This window comes from Photobacterium rosenbergii, assembly GCF_003026455.1.
Lineage (GTDB): Bacteria > Pseudomonadota > Gammaproteobacteria > Enterobacterales > Vibrionaceae > Photobacterium > Photobacterium rosenbergii.
Map to the genome: position 1 here is coordinate 1467245 of NZ_PYMB01000001.1, position 18144 is coordinate 1485388.

At 46.7% G+C, this 18144-nt stretch carries 15 protein-coding genes; 5 read left to right on the forward strand and 10 right to left on the reverse strand.

Annotated features, from left to right (window positions below):
- Positions 1 to 2: 2 nt before the first annotated feature.
- The 3 genes from C9J01_RS06770 to C9J01_RS06780 all read right to left on the reverse strand — a co-directional run bounded on the left by C9J01_RS06770 (position 3) and on the right by C9J01_RS06780 (position 2930).
- Positions 3 to 980: a carbohydrate ABC transporter permease gene (locus tag C9J01_RS06770; protein ID WP_107297311.1), complete on the reverse strand. Its 978-nt coding sequence runs from the start codon at positions 978 to 980 to the stop codon at positions 3 to 5.
- A gap of 10 nt (positions 981 to 990) precedes the next feature.
- Positions 991 to 1875 (reverse strand): carbohydrate ABC transporter permease, encoded by an 885-nt coding sequence (locus C9J01_RS06775; protein ID WP_107297312.1) that lies wholly within the window; start codon positions 1873 to 1875, stop codon positions 991 to 993.
- 143 nt (positions 1876 to 2018) lie between these two features.
- A complete protein-coding gene (locus tag C9J01_RS06780) occupies positions 2019 to 2930 on the reverse strand; it encodes a LysR substrate-binding domain-containing protein (RefSeq protein WP_107297313.1) in 912 nt (303 codons plus the stop codon).
- A gap of 341 nt (positions 2931 to 3271) precedes the next feature.
- On the opposite strand from C9J01_RS06780, the gene C9J01_RS06785 reads away from it, so the two are divergent.
- The 3 genes from C9J01_RS06785 to C9J01_RS06795 all read left to right on the forward strand — a co-directional run bounded on the left by C9J01_RS06785 (position 3272) and on the right by C9J01_RS06795 (position 6317).
- Positions 3272 to 3472, forward strand: coding sequence for a hypothetical protein (locus tag C9J01_RS06785; protein ID WP_107297314.1), 201 nt, complete (start codon positions 3272 to 3274; stop codon positions 3470 to 3472).
- Positions 3473 to 3751: 279 nt separating this feature from the next.
- Entirely contained in the window at positions 3752 to 4723 is a 972-nt protein-coding gene (locus C9J01_RS06790; RefSeq protein WP_107297315.1) for a LysR substrate-binding domain-containing protein, read from the forward strand.
- Positions 4724 to 5051: 328 nt separating this feature from the next.
- Positions 5052 to 6317 (forward strand): dicarboxylate/amino acid:cation symporter, encoded by a 1266-nt coding sequence (locus C9J01_RS06795; RefSeq protein WP_107297316.1) that lies wholly within the window; start codon positions 5052 to 5054, stop codon positions 6315 to 6317.
- A 783-nt stretch (positions 6318 to 7100) separates the two neighbouring features.
- On the opposite strand, the gene C9J01_RS06805 is transcribed toward C9J01_RS06795, so the two are convergent.
- The 6 genes from C9J01_RS06805 to fdrA all read right to left on the reverse strand — a co-directional run bounded on the left by C9J01_RS06805 (position 7101) and on the right by fdrA (position 14713).
- Entirely contained in the window at positions 7101 to 8342 is a 1242-nt protein-coding gene (locus tag C9J01_RS06805; protein ID WP_107297317.1) for an MFS transporter, read from the reverse strand.
- A gap of 14 nt (positions 8343 to 8356) precedes the next feature.
- Positions 8357 to 9583, reverse strand: a complete 1227-nt coding sequence (allC, locus tag C9J01_RS06810; RefSeq protein WP_107297318.1) for an allantoate deiminase — start codon at positions 9581 to 9583, stop codon at positions 8357 to 8359.
- A 100-nt stretch (positions 9584 to 9683) separates the two neighbouring features.
- Positions 9684 to 10733, reverse strand: coding sequence for an ureidoglycolate dehydrogenase (gene allD / locus C9J01_RS06815; protein ID WP_107297319.1), 1050 nt, complete (start codon positions 10731 to 10733; stop codon positions 9684 to 9686).
- Positions 10734 to 10921: 188 nt separating this feature from the next.
- The gene (locus C9J01_RS06820; protein ID WP_107297320.1) at positions 10922 to 11734 is read right to left on the reverse strand and encodes an oxamate carbamoyltransferase subunit AllH family protein; all 813 of its coding nucleotides are present in this window, start codon (positions 11732 to 11734) and stop codon (positions 10922 to 10924) included.
- Positions 11735 to 11773: 39 nt separating this feature from the next.
- Positions 11774 to 13039: a YlbE family protein gene (locus C9J01_RS06825; RefSeq protein ID WP_107297321.1), complete on the reverse strand. Its 1266-nt coding sequence runs from the start codon at positions 13037 to 13039 to the stop codon at positions 11774 to 11776.
- Positions 13040 to 13051: 12 nt separating this feature from the next.
- Positions 13052 to 14713, reverse strand: coding sequence for an acyl-CoA synthetase FdrA (gene fdrA / locus C9J01_RS06830; protein ID WP_107297322.1), 1662 nt, complete (start codon positions 14711 to 14713; stop codon positions 13052 to 13054).
- 359 nt (positions 14714 to 15072) lie between these two features.
- Between fdrA and allS the strand changes: the two genes are divergently transcribed.
- Positions 15073 to 15999, forward strand: coding sequence for an HTH-type transcriptional activator AllS (gene allS, locus C9J01_RS06835; RefSeq protein WP_107297323.1), 927 nt, complete (start codon positions 15073 to 15075; stop codon positions 15997 to 15999).
- On the opposite strand, the gene C9J01_RS06840 is transcribed toward allS, so the two are convergent.
- Positions 15988 to 16929 carry a carbamate kinase gene (locus C9J01_RS06840; RefSeq protein WP_107297324.1) on the reverse strand — a complete coding sequence of 314 codons (942 nt, stop codon included), beginning with the start codon at positions 16927 to 16929 and terminating at the stop codon, positions 15988 to 15990. The two genes, allS and C9J01_RS06840, sit on opposite strands and share 12 nt — an antisense overlap.
- Before the next feature lie 300 nt (positions 16930 to 17229).
- Here C9J01_RS06840 and allE point away from each other — a divergent pair, with 300 nt between their 5' ends.
- Complete coding sequence (gene allE / locus C9J01_RS06845) at positions 17230 to 18018, forward strand: (S)-ureidoglycine aminohydrolase (RefSeq protein WP_107297325.1); 789 nt, start codon at positions 17230 to 17232, stop codon at positions 18016 to 18018.
- Positions 18019 to 18144: the final 126 nt, after the last annotated feature.

Sequence of the window (18144 nt, forward strand, 5' to 3'; positions counted from 1 at the left end):
ATTTACTCTTTAACACCGTTATCGGCAATGCCGGACAAAATCGTTTTTTGACAAATCATGAATAAAACAAGCAGGGGCACGACAGCGATGGTGCTGGCAGCCATGATCTGCGACCAGTTAAGGCCGTAGTTACCCTCTGCAATAAAGAACTGGCGGATCCCGGTTGCAATCAGGTGCAACTCTTGGGTGGTGATCACCAAACTCGGCCACATGTAGCTGTTGTAGTTGGTGATAAATGTAATGAGGAACAAAGTGGCCAATGCTGCCTTGCACTGCGGCAACACGATAGCCCACAGAATTTTCAGCTCGCCGGCACCGTCGATACGCGCCGCCTCAATCAGAGAAGGGTGGATCTTCTGAAACACCTGACGCAGATAGAACACCCCGAACACACTAGCAGCGCTGGACAAGATAAGACCAGCATGGCTATCGAGCAGCCCCATATTTGCCAACGTGATATACGAAGGAATGTAAGTGACGGCCCCCGGCAGCATGTAACTGCCCATCACCACGAAATACAGCAAGGTGCGTGAGCGGAATTTAAGCTGGGTAATGGCATAGGCAAACATAGCCGAATTCACAATCACAAACAGCGTAGTGAAAAATGCCACCGAGAAGCTGTTGAAAATATATTGGCCAAATGGAGCCAACTGGAACGTATCGACAAAGGTCTCCCAGCGGAACTGCTCAGGAATGATGTTGAGCGGATTACTGAAAATCTCATCATTCGACTTCATCGATCCCGATAACATCCAAATAAACGGGAACACCATGATCAGGCCGGAAAAGGCCAGGAATACATGTTTGGCTATGGTCGCCTTGGCAAGATTGGCCGTTACAGATAGCTTGCCTAAAGATGGAGACTTATCACCTGCTGTTGTTGCCGTTTCAGTCATACCGCCCTGCACCGACTTGGCCAATTTAATCGCCTTTGCCGCAGGCTGGTTTCCGGTTGGAAAATCTACAGATTGCATTGTCATAACACTGTCCTTAGTAATACACCCAACGTTTACCCATAACGGTATTGATAATGGTGAGCACCCCGGTAATAAGCAGGATGATCATTGAGGTCGCAGCTGCTGGCCCCATGTCATATTGTTCGAACGCCGTTTGGTAGAACAGGTACAGCAGGGTACGTGTACTGCCACTCGGTCCACCCTGAGTGAGGATCTGGAACTGGTCAAATGCCTGGATAGCATTGATGACATTGACAATGACCAAGAAGAAAGTGGTCGGCGAAATCAGCGGCAAAGTGATCTTGAAAAAGCGTGTCAGCGGACTACAACCATCGATCAACGTTGCTTCATACAAGGAGGTTGGGATCTTGTTCAAGGCGCTGATATAGAACAGCATGGTCCAGCCAATCGCCTGCCACACGGTGACAATAATCACGGCCACCATGGCGGTATCGCCGCTTTCCAGCCAAGGGATAGGGGCAAAGCCCACCTTGTCCAGCAAGAGATTGGCAAGGCCAGCCTTGGTCTCGAACACCCAAGACCACACTATCGACACCGCAACGGTTGGGGTGATCCATGGCGAGAAAATCACTGCGCGGTAGAACTGGCTGCCGGCAAAATTCTTGTGCAACATGAGTGCGAACACTAAGCCAAGGCCTACAGTCGGCACCACCACACCCAATGCAAACCAGAAGGTATTGAGCATCGCTTGATGGAAATCTCGGTCCTCCAGCAGGTACTGGTAGTTTTCGAAACCGACATAGTAGTAATCAGGTGAAATATAGTCCCAGTCGGTGAAGCTGATATAAACGCTCCAGCCAAATGGGATCAGCCAGAATGCCATCAGTGGCGCCATCAAGGGTGCGATAAACAGCAAGACCCTGGCTTTGTCCGTTAGTATTTGAGATGTAATTTTCATGGAATAAGCACTTCCTTTACTCTATGTCCGCTATCCTAGTTGGCGTGTATGACAAGCTTGTTTGGCTCAACGTCATATTTTCCGATGCCAGCCATAAGAAAAACTTAGGGGTTGTTCTGCTTGGGTTTAGAAATGGTATGGGGCTAGGCACTAATTCGCTTCTCAGCGACCGGTTGTGCTTGGCTACCCTGCGTCTGCTTATGAAGCCAGTCACAAAAGAAATTCACCTTGGCATCACGCTTATTGGCAGTGATCAGGTAGTGGCCAGATTCCGAGGGCATGCTGCCATCAATCGCCGTCACCACTGAGCCAGAGAGCAAATCTCGCTCGGCAACTAAGGATCGCACCAGCATCATGCCTATCCCTTGCTTGACGGCTTCGAGGCCATGGAGTGAGTTACTCAACTCCAACTGGATATTTGGCACCTCTGGCAGTCGCTGGTTATGGGCCAACCACTGCATCCAACTCTCTTCATAACCTTTAACTTGGATCGCCGGCAGTGAAGCAATATCCCCCTTTGCCAACTGCTCCGCATGGGATTGCTTGAATGCAGGTGAACACACCATTAACCACTGCTCTTCAAAAAGCCGCTCCGCCCGGGTCGACTCGCTCTCAAGGTAACCGTTGGTAATTTCAACATCGGCATCGATACAGGGCTCCCTAGATGGCCAATCAACCAAAGACAGATCCAGTCGAATGAAGGGAAACTTCTCGGTGAAATCTTTTAGTTTGGGGATCAGCCAGTTATGGCCAATGGAGTGGTTAACTTTGACCCTAAGCACATCGGGCTGCTGCTTGCCGAACAACAGTTCAGTTTGCAGCTTGAGGTGATGAAGCGAACCGGTGACCGCAGGCAAATACTGCTGCGCGCTGGCTGTCAGCATGACACCGCGCTGGCTACGCTCGAATAGGGCACAATCAAGAAATTGCTCCAGGCTCTTTAACTGCTGGCTCACCGCAGCTTGTGTAACATGGAGCTCTCTGGCTGCTGCCCCGATAGAGCCTAGCCTGGCAACCGCTTCGAAAGCCACTAGGGCACGTAATGGAGGCAACATATTTCACCTTTATTTCAGAAAAAGGCAAAATAATTCAATTGTTTGAAGCTAAGGTGACAGAGAAAAGAAAGTATAGTGACAGGTCGAATGCAGTTCTGTTACAAGCTCGAAAAATAGTTCGCAAAATTATTCACTGTTTTTGCCTATTCATGATTGCGATCAACAAACTGCCAACAATTCAGCCCGCATGCTGGTCACACCACAACAACGGTGATATTACATTGCATGCCTTTTATTTCTGCCATTTTGGCACAATTTTTGTGCCACATATCTAAGAGAGATGAAATGCATAACAGCAAAGCTGACATGAAGTCAGTAGAAAATATAAGGAGTGTTAAATCATGTTGTGCCCAGATTGCAAACAACCTATGGTCAAAGCGAAGGACAACCATAACCATTGTGTTGAACTCAACTGCCCACCGACGCGGACCCACTGCCCGAAATGCGATTCTGAAAACACCCAGATCATCAACAAAAGCATCAGCGATGCCGAAATCTGTTGCAATGATTGCCAATCAACTTGGGTGATCTCGCGCAGTTAGTCACTTGCGAAATAGAAATGGCTGCGCAAGGCAGCCATTTCATTGCTCACAGAAGATGAGCTCAAGATGGGGGCGGCGATGAACTCCTTCTACGCCGCCTGTTCTGCCAGACTCAGCTGAGTGTAAATCCCACATAGTAAGAACCGCTGGCCATGACTGCCATCAGACAGACTTCGATCAAAGTAAAATGAATATATTATCACCACTTGTTATATGATAATTTTGTTACTTGAGGCACAATCAAGGGTATGAAACTATTGCGGAAATAATGAGAAAGCAATGAAATTACAGCAACTGCGTTACCTTAAGGCGGTGATAGACAACAACCTGAATATCTCGGTTGCTGCCAATTCCCTGTTCACCACCCAACCGGGTGTCAGCAAGCAAATCAGGCTGCTGGAGTCGGAGCTGGGGGTGAAAATCTTCGAGCGAAAAGGCAAGTCCATCAGTGCCGTGACACCTATCGGCAAGCAGATTATCGACGAAGCTATCGACATGCTGGAAAAAGAAAGCCGCATCAAGACGATAGTCCGCGATCACATCAAGCCAGAAGAAGGCTTTTTGAACATCTACACCACCAATACCATTGCCCGCTATCTCATTCCGGAAGCGGTAGAACGTTTCGTCAAACGCTACCCGAAAATCAAGTTCCACATCGGTACTTCGCAGCTCGACAAATACGGTCATATCCTAAAACGTGGCCAGTCAGATTTTTCGATACTGGCCCAGAACGTCGAACGCGAAAAAGACATTATCGTCCTGCCAGCCTACAAGTGGAACCTGAGTTTAATCGTGCCAAAAGACCACCCGCTGGCTAATGACAGCGATATCTCCATCGAGAAAATCGGTGCCTACCCGCTGATCAGCTACGAGCCGGGTTCAACCGGCCGCTCGGCACAAGACGAAGCCTTCAAGGAAAAAGGGATCTCGCCGTATTACTTCATGACGGTAATGGATGTCGAGGTTATCAAGAAATACGTCAACCTCGGCTACGGGATCGGCATTATTGCCCAAGTGGCCGCCCAAGATGTGGTGGACGAAAACCTAGTCAGCATTCCGCTCAATGATATCATCCCAGCGTGTGACGCTTGGCTTTGCTACAGTCGCAACTTGTTCCTGCAAAAATACATGCTAGATTTCATCGAGCTGTTCTGTCCGCACCTCACACGGGAAGTAATGGAAGATATCGCTCACTGTTCAGATAACGAGATTCTAAAGATTTCCGAGCAATTTGAATTACCGGAATATTAATTTCCATAATAAAGCACTATCATAAACTTCACCTTTTAGAATATAATTCGAAAGGTGAAGTAATATTTCGTTACCAACTTAAATATTTAAACATTTTTAACACTCCTCCCTTTTTTGTCAAAACGATTTATTTTTTATCTTAACTATAACTCTCCCCCATTTAATTCATATTCAACACCGCTTATTCTAAGTGTAATAAAAACACAACAGAAAAATGCATATACCGATATAACTAGGGTTAAAGCTAAGTAGTAATGTTTATCATCCCCAAAGTGAAAAACATTTGCTGACCTAAATATCAGAATGGAACTGAAATGAGGGAACACACATGTCGCTTAGTATGGCAGAAAATCAGCCCCGATTTACTATGTCACTCACCAACCAGATACTGATTGCCACTGCAGCAGGGATAGCGTTCGGCAGTATCGTGGGACCATGGGCAGAAAATATCAAATTCATCGGTGATATTTTTATTCGTTTGATCCAGATGTCCGTTGTCTTGCTCGTTATGACCGCAGTTTCAGCAGCAATCGGTAATGTTGATGGTAAAGGGGCAGGTAAAATGAGCCTCCACACCTTCAAATGGATCATCTCGATGACTATTGTCTCTGCATTAGTCGGACTCTTTCTAGCCTTGACCATCAGGCCTGGGGAAGGGATCAGTATTGAAGGTGCGGCAACCGCAGTAGCCGCACCGGAAGCCTCTATACGCGAAACTATCTTAGGCTTCTTCTCAACCAATATTGTTGGCTCTATGGCTAGCGGGGCGATGATCCCTTGCATTGTCTTTGCCATCATTTTCGGTCTGGCTATGGGTTCCTATGCCCGCACCTCCGGTAATACAATCGTCACCGAATTTATTGTCAGCTTCAACGCCGTGATCATGAACATCATCAAGATGGTAATGAAACTGGCGCCTATCGGTATCTTCTGTCTGTTGGCGAATGTTTCAGGCGCAATTGGCTTCAAGGTTATCGTGCCTATGCTTAAGTTCCTTGGTGCATTGGCTATCGGCGATATTATCCTGCTGCTAATGTACGGTCCTTTGACAGCCGCTCTGACTAAAGTCAATCCGTTGAAAATGCCTAAGAAGTTTGCCAAACTTTCTATCATGTCGATGACCACCACTTCATCGGCTATTTGCCTGCCAACCAAAATGGAAGACTCTGTCACCAAGTTTGGTGTGAGCCGTAAGGTTGCTGACTTCACCGGCCCAATTACTATGTCAATGAATGCCAATGGCGCGGTAATGTGTTATGTGTTGGCTATATTCTTCATGAGCCAGGCAACAGGTATTGTGCTTGAACCTTTCCAAATGGTTATGGCTATCATCTTATCTGTGATGATGTGCATGGGCACCATCGTCGTACCTGGCGGTATGATTATCGTCTACACCTTCCTTGCAACGTCAATGGGCCTGCCGCTTGAAAGTGTCGCTATCCTTATCGGTATCGACTGGTTCTCAGGCATGTTCCGTACACTGTTGAACAATGTGGTCGATGTGATGATTGGTATGTTAGTGTCAGACAAGCTGGGCGAGTTTGACCGCGATGTCTACAACGACGAGAAAAAAGCAGAGTACCTAACCGTTTAATCCGCGTCGGTACTTTCACTAAAAAAGAGCAAATATTGTTATTTGCTCTTTTTCGTTAAGCCTGTTCATTTACCTGATAACATCTGTTCTAGTCTTGGGTTGTTCAACCTAACCAAAAATACTTTCTGGCGTTTCAACTTCCACGGCTGCTTCAAGCACTACCTGCGCAGCACGGTTAGCCGACTCTTTTGCCTTTAATTCGGCGATGAAAGACGAAATGGCGCTCATTTTCTGTAGCTGCAACTCCGGGAATAATATCACCCGTTGCCTCTGCCGCTTCCTCTGTCTCTGTCTCTGCCTCTGTCTCTGCCTCCGCCTCTGCCTCTGCCTCTGCCTCCGCCTCTGCCTCTGCCTCTGCCTCTGCCTCTGCCTGTTCAATTGAATAGTTGCAAATATTAGCGCTAGCTTACAGCACGATTTCTCCTTAATTCACACCGCAGATTACCTTCGTCGCCCTATTAACCAAACCAGTCAATCCCCGCGACAACCTCTTTGCTACTTTGTTCTATTTGCAGCGCTTTATGACTGGTTGCATCTGTTGAAACATAAAATTTACCGTCTTCATAATAAGCATAAACCATAAGGCTCACTGGACAGGGGGAGCTCTAGCCGCTCTGTGTCAAAGAGATAGTTGCCAGAGAGATAATCACTTATCTTTCCTTTCCACGGTACTCATCTAGCAGCGCTATGGTATTAGATCAGCACCCAAAAAATTGGACCGACTAATAAACAAAAAGCCCCATCAAACATGACAGGGCTTATTTCGTACACCGATGTGAAAGGTTATGCTGTCGCTACTTCCCGTGCTTTGCTCCTGTGCGTTATTAGCGCAAAGATGCAGGCACCCACAGCCACTAACGCACCAGACATAATAAAGCTCATCTCTTTTGAGCCCATCACGTCAGATATAAAACCCGTCAGTGTCGGGGCGATGACCGCAGAACTCATACCAAAAAAGTTCAGTAGGCTAAATGTTCGGCCAAGGCTTTTAGGCGAAGCTTGCTCTGATACATAAGAGATCAAGATAGGATCGACTGCCAGTTTACCGAGCAATCCATAGAAAATTAGGCTTGTCATCAGTACCCAGGTGTTCGGTGCCATGACCGTTAGCAATAGCAGTAGGGCAGCTGCACCCTCAAGATAGAGTAAGATCTTGACCTTTTTATTACTGAATTTATCCGACAGGCGGCTGAAAAACAGTGCTCCTGGAATACCAGCAAACGCGACTAACGCAGAAGCAAAACCAATCGCCATCCCCTCGAATCCACGTTCGGTTTGCAGAAATGATGGCAACCAGGTCACTATTAGGTAATAACCATAGCAAGTACAGAAGTAGAGGAAATAAGCACTACAAAGCTTAGGCGTGAACATTACTGACAGTGGTACTTTACCCGTAGCAGCTTGGTCAGTTTTTTCCTCAGCTTTCAATGACTGGCTCTGGTGTGAACGGATAGCCAGCAAAAATACCGCAACCATCACCACCAAAATAGCCACAATCATGAACATGACATGCTGCCAGTTCATGTTCATGTTTTTAACCAATACTGTCGAGCCAATTAGGCCAATCCCCATACCGATTGCCGAGCCACTGTTGATGATGGCATTGGCCATTGCACGGCTAGTTTCGGGGACATTTTGAGACGATAAAGAATACGCTGAACAAAAGAAAGACGCACACCCGGCACCGGCTAGCATTGACCCGACATAGATCAACGACAGGCTGTGGGCGCTAGCCAGCAGTAAGGTGCCAATAATGAATAGAGAAAAGCCACCAGCCAGCATCACCTTCTGGCCCAATTTGTCGACCAAAATGCCACAAGGTATTTGCATACAGCAGTAGGCTAGGTAATAGAAGCTTGCAATGGCACCGATCTCTGCATCACTTATCCCCCCCAGTGAAGCTTGGATTTCGGGGTATATAGGGGTAAGTACGGTTCGGTAAATCCAAATGGCTACCCAGCCAAAACATAAAACGACAACCAGTTTTTTCCAGTATTCGACACTGTGCTGATGGTTCTTTTCCATATCATCTTCCGTAATTATTTATATGCTAGCTCGTAAAGCACGTTGATCAGTGCCTCGACGCCAACAGTCAAATCGCTAATATCAGTATGCTCTGCCGGGTTATGGCTTATCCCAGCCACACTTGGAATAAAGATCATTCCTGTAGGGATGCGTGGAGCAAAAATTTGCGAATCATGACCTGCGCCAGAGTGCATGCGTCTGTAGTTGGCACCTTTTGCTTCGAAGGTAGTATCAATCAGATCAACCAAAGTAGGATCCATTGGGATCGGCTCTTCATCCATCCACAGATCAACGTCAATTTCGATCTCCATTTCTGCACAGATCTGCTTCATATCCTCAACCATCTGGTTACTGAAGCTGATCAGCTTATCCTTATCGGTGTGGCGGCAGTCCATAGAGAACAAAGTTTCCCCCGGAACCACGTTCACGGTATTTGGCTTAGGCACGACTTTACCAAAAGTCAGTACTAGCGGATCGCCTTCAGCCTTGGCTTTGTCGATAGACTGGCTACAGATTTTACTAAACGCATATACCGTATCTTTGCGGTAACCCATCGGTGTTGTACCGGCATGGTTCGCTTCGCCTTTAAGCGTGATATTGTAACGGCGCTGACCGGCAATACTGGTCACGACACCCAGTTGCTTGCCTTCAGTTTCCAGCACTTTTCCCTGCTCGATATGCAGCTCGATAAAGGCTTTGATGTCTTTTCGGACAGTGCGGTCAGTAGCAAAATCAAAACCGCACTCTCTCATTGCATCAACAAAGTTAACGCCCTTATTGTCAGTAAGACCTTTCACCGCCTCATTGTCGGCAATACCAACGATATTCTTGCTTCCCCAGAACACGTAAGGGAAACGACTCCCCTCTTCTTCAGCTAGGGAGACCACCTCAAGGGTACGCTTAGGCGAACCATGCTTGTCTTTTAGGTACTGCAAAGCAATAAATGCCGCTTCAATACCAAATTGACCATCAAGATTACCGCCGTTAACGACTGTATCTATGTGCGAGCCTGACATGATGACCTGATCAGGGTACTCCCTCCCCTCCAAGCGGCCATAAACGTTACCCACATCGTCTGAATAAGCCTGCAAACCATTTTTTTCGAATAGATCCAAGAAAGTATTCTGTGCTGCTAACCACTCTTCGGTATAAAGCAAGCGCGTCATACCAGCTCCTTCCTGATACCCATACTGTGTGATTTTCTTCGAGGTCTCTTCTACCTTATTTTTTAATAGCTCCATCTATTCAATCCTTATATTCTTTCAAGTTTGTGTTTATGACAGGCTGTTTGTATCGATATAGGTATTCTCTTCACTATTTTTATTTTGTTACTGTTTAAAACTATCCATTAAATGCCGATTTATGATCGTAAGAGTTAATGTAGATATGTTCAGAAATCAGATATTGATAAATTTCATCAACAATTTCCACACCATTCTCTTTTGCTCTTTCAGCTTTAGCATCGCTTCGCTGCCCAGGGTACATCACTTTATCAAAACCCGGTGCTGGGCGAATTCCACTGATGTCCTGCATGGTCTGGGCGATCGCATCGATGAAATACTCTTTGGTGGTGAAAAACTCGGGGTTAATAACAATATGTAATTGACCAAGCTCACGCCCTTCGGAAAGGTTTTCATACATTGAGCTAACATTGCGGCCAAATGGCAGGCCCAACATCACGCCAGACAAAATATCGACCATCATCATCAGGCCATAACCTTTAGGCCCTGCAATAGGCACCAAGGCACGAACTGCGTGGGGATCGGTTGTTGAATTACCATCACCGTCTACCGCCCAAGATTCTGGGATCTCTTTGTTACGAGACCGAGCATCCAGCACCTTACCCCACGCCTGAACTGTGGTGGCCATATCAAAATTAATAGCCTTACCATCAGGCCCTGGCGCTGCAAATGCTATCGGGTTAGTGCCGTAATACACCTCACTGCCACCATATGGCACAACCATAGGATCAGACTGGCAGACAGAGATAGCTACGAGCCCTTGTTCGGCCGCTTGTTTAGTGAAATAACCCAACGCCCCACTGTGACTCATGCGTTTCATACCAACGACTGCCACACCTTTCGCCTTGGCCATATCAATGGCTTTTTCCATCCCCAACTTGGCGATCACATGGCCAGCGCCATTGTCGCCATCAAACACTGCGCTACATGGTCCTGTTTCTTCATAGCTAAAGTGTGGTGCGGTATTAATACCACCTTTGGAAATACGCTCGGAGTAATATTCTACGCGGACTGCACCATGAGAATGGACACCACGCGCATCAGCAAAAGCAAGAACGTCAGCAACTATGTCGGCGTGTTCATCAGTTAACCCAGCAAGGGTAAATTTATTTTTCATTAATTGATGAAGCTGAGAGATAGAAAGGTTCATATATTACTCCATACTAATTTCACGATGTCACAGGCCAATAAGGTGTGGCTTTTGCTATCCCATAATAGCCAGTGAAACAATTTATTTTGTGATCCACAAATACCCCAGTTAACTAGAAGATTTTTTCTGTTTATCTTCAAATTATCATTAAAAGGTTTTGTATAGTTTGTGCATCAAACAGCTAGAAGTTACTTGAAGAGGTGATAATAAAGGCTCAAGAATAGCCACATACCCAATAATGTATCGGCTCCGGAATAATGGCCATGACTCAAAAAGTGCCCGGCATTGTCATAAAGTGTATCTGGCGATGAATCAATAACAGCTAATAATGAGTCAGAAAAGAAACCATTTCTCGCCTGACTCAAATAGCCAGCACTGACTGAAGTCGTCCAGTAGTCTAAATCTAGTGAAACAGGCAATAACGCCGACGCCTTGTCCCTAAATTCCGGGATAGAGTAAGCGCAAGCTAGCATCCCCACCAACATATCATCGTGGCTAGGTGTCAAACCCGGTCCTGCACCAATAATGCCCTGCCAATCAGGCTCTCGCCCTTCAAACCAACATTTAAGTGGTTTTAGGACAGGAAAACATGCGCTGATATCGCCAGACTGCACTAAATCGCTTAGTGGACCATATAAACCAGTTTGCGCTTCCTGCAGACAAAGAAACTGAGATAGCAGCTCAAATGTAAGTTCTGTTTTGTTTGCCGCTTTTAACCAAAGTCCATTTTTCCCTTTTGCTAAATGGAGTTTATCAATACAGATCCCACTGTCTTGCAATCGTATCTTACTGGCCTTAGGGGCTAATTGGCTAATATGCCTGAATACCGGACCAGAGATAGACCAACCAGAAGGGCTCAACCCTTCTCCAAAGAGGTGAAGGGTCAGTACTTTATTATCTTCCGTGAGAAAGTTAATCGCCTTACTTCCGGCACCTGCAAATTGCAAACTACCGAGGACTGAAGGTGCAGTCTCACTGAAAGCTAACGCTTGGTGTACCATAGATGAGCCTCTACCGGTATTAACGACTTCGGACAAATGCTATTCAGCCTCTAGACCCAGTTTATCAGCAAGGGCTTCTAGTGCTTTTTCAAAACATGCTAGCGGCGCTCTTACTGTTCCTGCCCCAATCTGGCCAACACCAGGTTCTTTGTGGGCAATACCGGTATTGATAATTGGCGTAATACCTGTCTCTACAACATGGCGGACATCTAGCCCCAAGCATGCACCTTGGAAATTCCATGACGGGATCTGCAACAGCGAATTCTGCTCGACAAAAATCTCTGCCATTTCCTCAGAAACATCCAGCGCGACATCAACACCGCCAACCCCAACAAAGCGGGTTACTCCTGGCGCTGCAACCATTGCCGCCCCGCCAATACCGTAGGTCTCTGTAATTGCGCTGTCGCCGATATCTTTATTGGCTTGTTCTTGGGAATAGCCCGTAAAGTACAAGCCTTCTGGAGTATTCACCGGAGCTGTAAACCATTGGTCACCCAACCCGCTGACTCGAATACCAAAATCCTTACCGTTGCGGGTCATTGCCGTGACGATTGAGCCGGCTTTAACACTAGCTCCTGCATCCATCGCACATTTGCAGAATGCCATCGCGAGGTTGAGGAAAAACTGATCTGTCACACTCAGGAAGTTGAAGACTCGGGCCAAGACATCCTTGTTAGCATCGACACAAGCGATGCTTGGGGCAATAGTTCTTAGCAATAATGACGAGGTGGCAATATTACGTTGGTGGAATTCATCACCCATGGTAATGCCTTGAGCCATGATTGCACCAAGATCTACACCGCCATCGGTATGCGCCAGTGCATCTTTGAGCACCGGCATCAACTCTTCGCGCATCCAGTGAAGGCGCTGCTGAACTTCATCACCGTAGGCACCAAAACGCATGACTTTGCCAATGCCTTCGTTGAGGTTACAGTAAGAAAAGTTACCACCTGCCTTATTTTCTACCACGATAACCGGCATATTAACCGAAGTAATCCCGCCCATAGGGCCTACCGAATTATGGTGATGACAAGGGCTAAACTTCACTTCGCCAGCGTCAAGCATTGCCATTGCTTCAGTATCTGATTTCGCCCAACCTTCATACAAGCACGCACTAACACAGGCTCCCTGCATTGGGCCGGTCATTTCGTCCCATTGAATATTTGGTCCAGCATGCAACAGGTGTTTACCTTCAGCAAGCCAAGGGATCACTTCGCCAGCTGACGTCACATCCACCCAGAAAGGACGAGCGGATTTTACTTTGTCTAGCACGGCAGCGTTGGCTTCATTAATCGATGAATACATATGTTTACTTCCCTATTGCATTTGTTTTAATAGACTGGCCAATTTCGCATTTCCGCCGGCGATGGGGGCCCACTGATAATGCACGACTGGCGTCGACGCTGACTGTAGATCGTCGGCGAAACTACGCAGACCAGCATTGACGACCTTAATACCCGTTAACAGTGGCGGGCACTCACCTTCGCTTACCTGTGGTTGCTCCTCGAGCAAGGCCTCTGATAGCAAAACAGCTTCTTCCAGGGTGTTGACGACCAAAATCCCTGCGTCAACCAAAGACTCGATTTGCTTGGACCGTTGCTGGGGATCAGCCTCAGTACCGGTAACAGTTGCGACAACATGCAGTGGGGTTTGCCGCTGCTGCCTGACACTCTCTACCGCTTCGACCACTGCGGCTGCCGGATCAGCAGTTGCGCCATAACCAATAACAACGTCCAGAAGCAACACACCAACCTGCTCATCGCTGGCGCGCTTTTCAATTTCCAAACTACGAGTGGTGGGGTCAATCATTGGGTGCGGGCGGCCAAGGGTGTAGTGGTCGTCACCTAAATCAATAATAAGGTGGCCTTTAGCATCAAGCATAATGCCCTGATGGTGTGCCTCGTCCACCGCCAGACCAAGTTGTTCTGCAGTTAGCATTGCCGCCTCTGCTGCAAGCGTCCCCCCAGTGTACAGACCCAGAATATGTTTACTTTCAGCTTGAGAGGAATTTGGCACTAGCTGACGGACATTGGCCAGCATCACGGTTAATCTTGCGGCATCAGCAATGCTATTGGCAAAAAAGACATTGCCCTCTCGCCTAACGGTCCGGCGAGTCCCCAGGAACAATGCTACAACCGGCTTGGTCATTGCTTTCATTGCTGCAATAACGCTTTGTTCGACTTCAGGAGCTGGCGGTTTAGAGACAAAAGCGACCACTTTGGTATCCGGGTCTTGCTCTATCATATTAAGGGCACTTAAAGCACTGGCTCCACCGACATCCTTCGATAAGTCGCGACCACCTAGCCCAATAGCATGGGTGATCCCTTGACCAGCCAAACACACCTGTGACGCTAGCTCCTGGATCCCTGTACCAGATGCCCCGACAATACTAATTGGGCCAGCTGGCATGACATTGGCAAAGGCTAGAGGCGAGCCTGCAACCATGGCCGTGCCACAATCAGGCCCCATTACGAGTAACCCTTTTTCAGCCGCTTTTCCTTTTAGCGCAACTTCAGACTCTACCGGGACGTTATCGGAAAACAGCATAACATTGAGGTTATTTTCCAATGCTTCATTGGCAAGATCAGCAGCATATTCACCCGCAACAGAAATCAACGCCAAATTGGCTTCAGGCTGTTTGGCCAGCGCCGTTGGCCAACGGCGGACAACATCAAGCCGCTTGCCTCCTGCAGCAGACTGGGCCACAGACGCCAGCGCGTTATCCAGTTGTTCGGCAATGCCTTGCGACACATCACCAGCATCCGGTGTTGGACGAATAGCGACACAGATATCATTGGGGGTGGCATCATCGAACAGAGGGTGCCATAAACCGGTATTTTCAAGCAGCGATTTATTGGCTGGTGTCCCCATCATCACGGACACCTCTTCGACAGTCTCTCCATTGCTCAATTGCCTTGATATTAACATCAGGCTGACTGAGTCCTGGAAACACCCCTTTTTTAAAAATGCTTGGATCATCTATGACCACCTTTTCATCACATAATCACTGACGGTAGGTAAGCGCTTTATTGCAACCGCAAACCCTGTCTTTATTTCAAGATTATGTCAGCCGAAACTACAAAATATTGAGCAGTATCACACCCAAATTATTGTTTTAATATTTTGAAAAATAACCCAATCATCGTTCAATCAATATTGATTAAACAGGTTTGACGGGCGTTGTCTATCAAGAATATTTTTCTAATAAAGCGGTTATTTTAAAAATGCACTTAGTTACAGTTCTTCCATTACATCCTTATTAATATTCGACCCTGCTTCAGGTTTTTATGGCACAATTGATTTATATAAGAGTGGAAACGATTAACCCAAGGATCGACATGCTAGACAGGGAAACCATCCGGTCATTTATGAAAGTGGCAGAGCATGCCAACTTTTCCAAAGCCGCAGAAGAACTCCATAAAACACCGGCTGCCATCAGTTATCGGATCAAGGTACTAGAGGATGCTGTCGATACGCAGCTTTTTACCCGTACGACTCGTAGCGTCAACCTGACACAAGCAGGTGAACACCTTTTGAGCCAATGCCAAAAATGGCTCGATTGGATGGAGAGCATGCCCGATGAGCTGCGTCAGATAGCTGATGGGGTCGAGCGCTCAATAAACATTGTTATTAATAACTTGTTGTTTGACCAAGAGTCAGTTTCTAGGCTGACCCTTGCCCTTCATGAGGCCTTCCCTTTCACCCAAATCAATATCTCAAATGCTGTTTATATGGGGGTTTGGGATGATTTGCTCAACAATGATTACCACTTAGCGATCGGTGTACCCGGGCTCGACACCATAGATAACACGGTGGAGCTACACCCACTGGGCAAACTAAGCTGGAGCTTTACCATCACCCCAACTCACCCGCTGGCTACACTCAAGCCGCCACTAAAAGAATCACAGTTAAGGCATCACCCTGCTATTAACATTGAAGATACCTCGCAGCATATCAACAAGCGTACAGCCTGGCTTCTACGTGACCAAAAAGAGATTAAAGTGCCGGATCTCGCAACCAAGGTCGCTTGCCACATCAATGGCGCTGGCATTGGCTTTTTGCCGAAAAACTTGGTCAAACCATTAATTGATGAGGGAAAGCTCATTGAGAGAGAAGTACAGTGGAGCCGGACCCCATCACCGCTTTCTATTGGCTGGCGACAGGATTCCAGAGGTGAAGTGACCCAGTGGATTATCGACCTATTTACTAACAACGACCCGATAATCCAGGGTTTCTTAAAAAATATTGATCAATCACACCGCTAATGCTTCGGCAGGGGCATGTGTACAGGCAGGCCTGATACATGTGCCTTTCTCTCCAACCAATATTTTCTCGACGTCCTGAAGGGCACCAATAAATGCCACTTGGCCTGTACGCTCAACGAACTGAATAACCGCCTCGGCTTTAGGGCCCATAGCGCCATCTGGGGTGGCAAACGGACGCAATTGGCTGATTGTCACATCTCGCAATGCTTTTTGCTGTGGGGTGCCCCAGTGCTGATACACGGCATCGGCATCAGTTAGGATCATCAAGTGATCTGCCCCTATTTGCTCCGCTAGCATTGCAGCAACCAGATCTTTATCAATAACAGCTTCAACACCTTTGTAGCCGTTTTGATTATAGACAACCGGCATCCCTCCGCCGCCGCCGCACACAACGGTATTACCCTGTTCTAGTAAGCTAACGACAGTACTTGCCTCAAGTACTTGGATCGGCTTCGGTGATGCCACAACCCGGCGAACATACTGGCCATCTTGCTTCATCTGCCAGCCATACTGTCTTTCAAGTTCTGCTTGTTGATCAGGTGAGTAAACAGGACCGATATACTTGGTAGGTTCAGCAAAAGCCGGGTCATTGCCTGACACTTCAACCCGAGTAAGTAAACAGGACACATCTTGCATGCCCTCTGCAGTCAGGGCTTCCATCAGCATGTACCCCAACATGCCTTGGGTTTGGGCAACCAAATTATCCAACGGATAGGCAGGCACGGCATCATAGGCTGCATTTTGCAATGCCAACAAGCCAACCTGAGGCCCATTCCCGTGCACCAAGGTGATGTCGTAATCCGATTCAATACTTTTTATCAAACCTGCAACCATATTGATATTACGCTGCTGGTTTTCTGCTGATAACACCTCACCTCGTTTAAGCATTGCATTACCACCTAAAGCTATCACAATTCGTTTCTTTTCCATCGCTCACCCACTTTATCTTTTTTGGTAATTAATATCTGAATACGCATCAACCTATATAAATAAAGTATTAATGGTTTATTTAACTGTCCAGAAAAAAGCCATTTATTCATGCTTTATAAAACAAATTTAATTAATTTATCAGCCAGCATAAAATTAAACCTTTCAGTTATTATTGGTGTACTTAGATCACACTTTTATTGCCATAGTGGGATACTATTTACCTGTCAACAACACAGCTTACTGTTAACCGGGTCCACTCCTTCCGGGCCCGTTTTTTTTAGCTTCTGTTCGAGGAAAATCATGGGATATTTAAACAATAATACGGGATATGCGAACGATCTTTTGGCTACCCGAGCCGTGATTAAAAAAAATAATTTTGCCATTCTACCACCGGATGGATTGGTAAAAAATGTTGTACCTGGTTTTGAAAACTGCGATCTGACAATCCTTTCCTCACCACAACTCGGGGCAACCTTTGTTGACTACCTGATTACCCTACATGACGGGGGAAACAACCGCGCAGGTTTTGGCGGCGAAGAGATTGAAACCTTTTTCTATGTAATCTCTGGTCAAGTTACGGTCGAGGCTGATGGACAACGTCATTCACTCTCGGCTGGAGGTTACCTCTATTGCCCACCGGGCACATTACTAAAGTTAGAAAACAATAATCAAGGCAAAGACAGCCAAGGATTCCTTTACAAGCGCAAGTACCAGCCGATTTCAGGCTACCAGCCCCATTTGGTCGTCAGTCACCGTGATAAGCTTGAGAAAGTACATTACGAAGGAATGGAAAATGTGATTGTTGAAGATCTGCTTCCCAAAGATCTGGGCTTTGACATGAATTTCCATGTCCTAACTTTTTCTCCCGGGGCGAGCCACGGCTATATCGAAACCCATGTCCAGGAGCATGGTGCCTACATTCTCAGTGGTGAGGGTGTCTATAACCTTGATAATAACTGGATACCGGTAAAAAAAGGTGACTACCTGTTTATGGCAGCGTATGTCCCACAGGCCTGTTACGCAACTGGCCGAGGTGAGCCGCTAAGCTACATTTACTCTAAAGACTGTAACCGTGATATTGCCTTGTAATTATCTTGCATGACCATTGATTAAATAAATCACGTCTCTAGGAAGCGCAGAAATCCTCTCTCCGCTTCCTTTTTTTAATCTCTAATTTTTAATCTTGATTTGATTATCAAAAGTTTTTATAAAAAT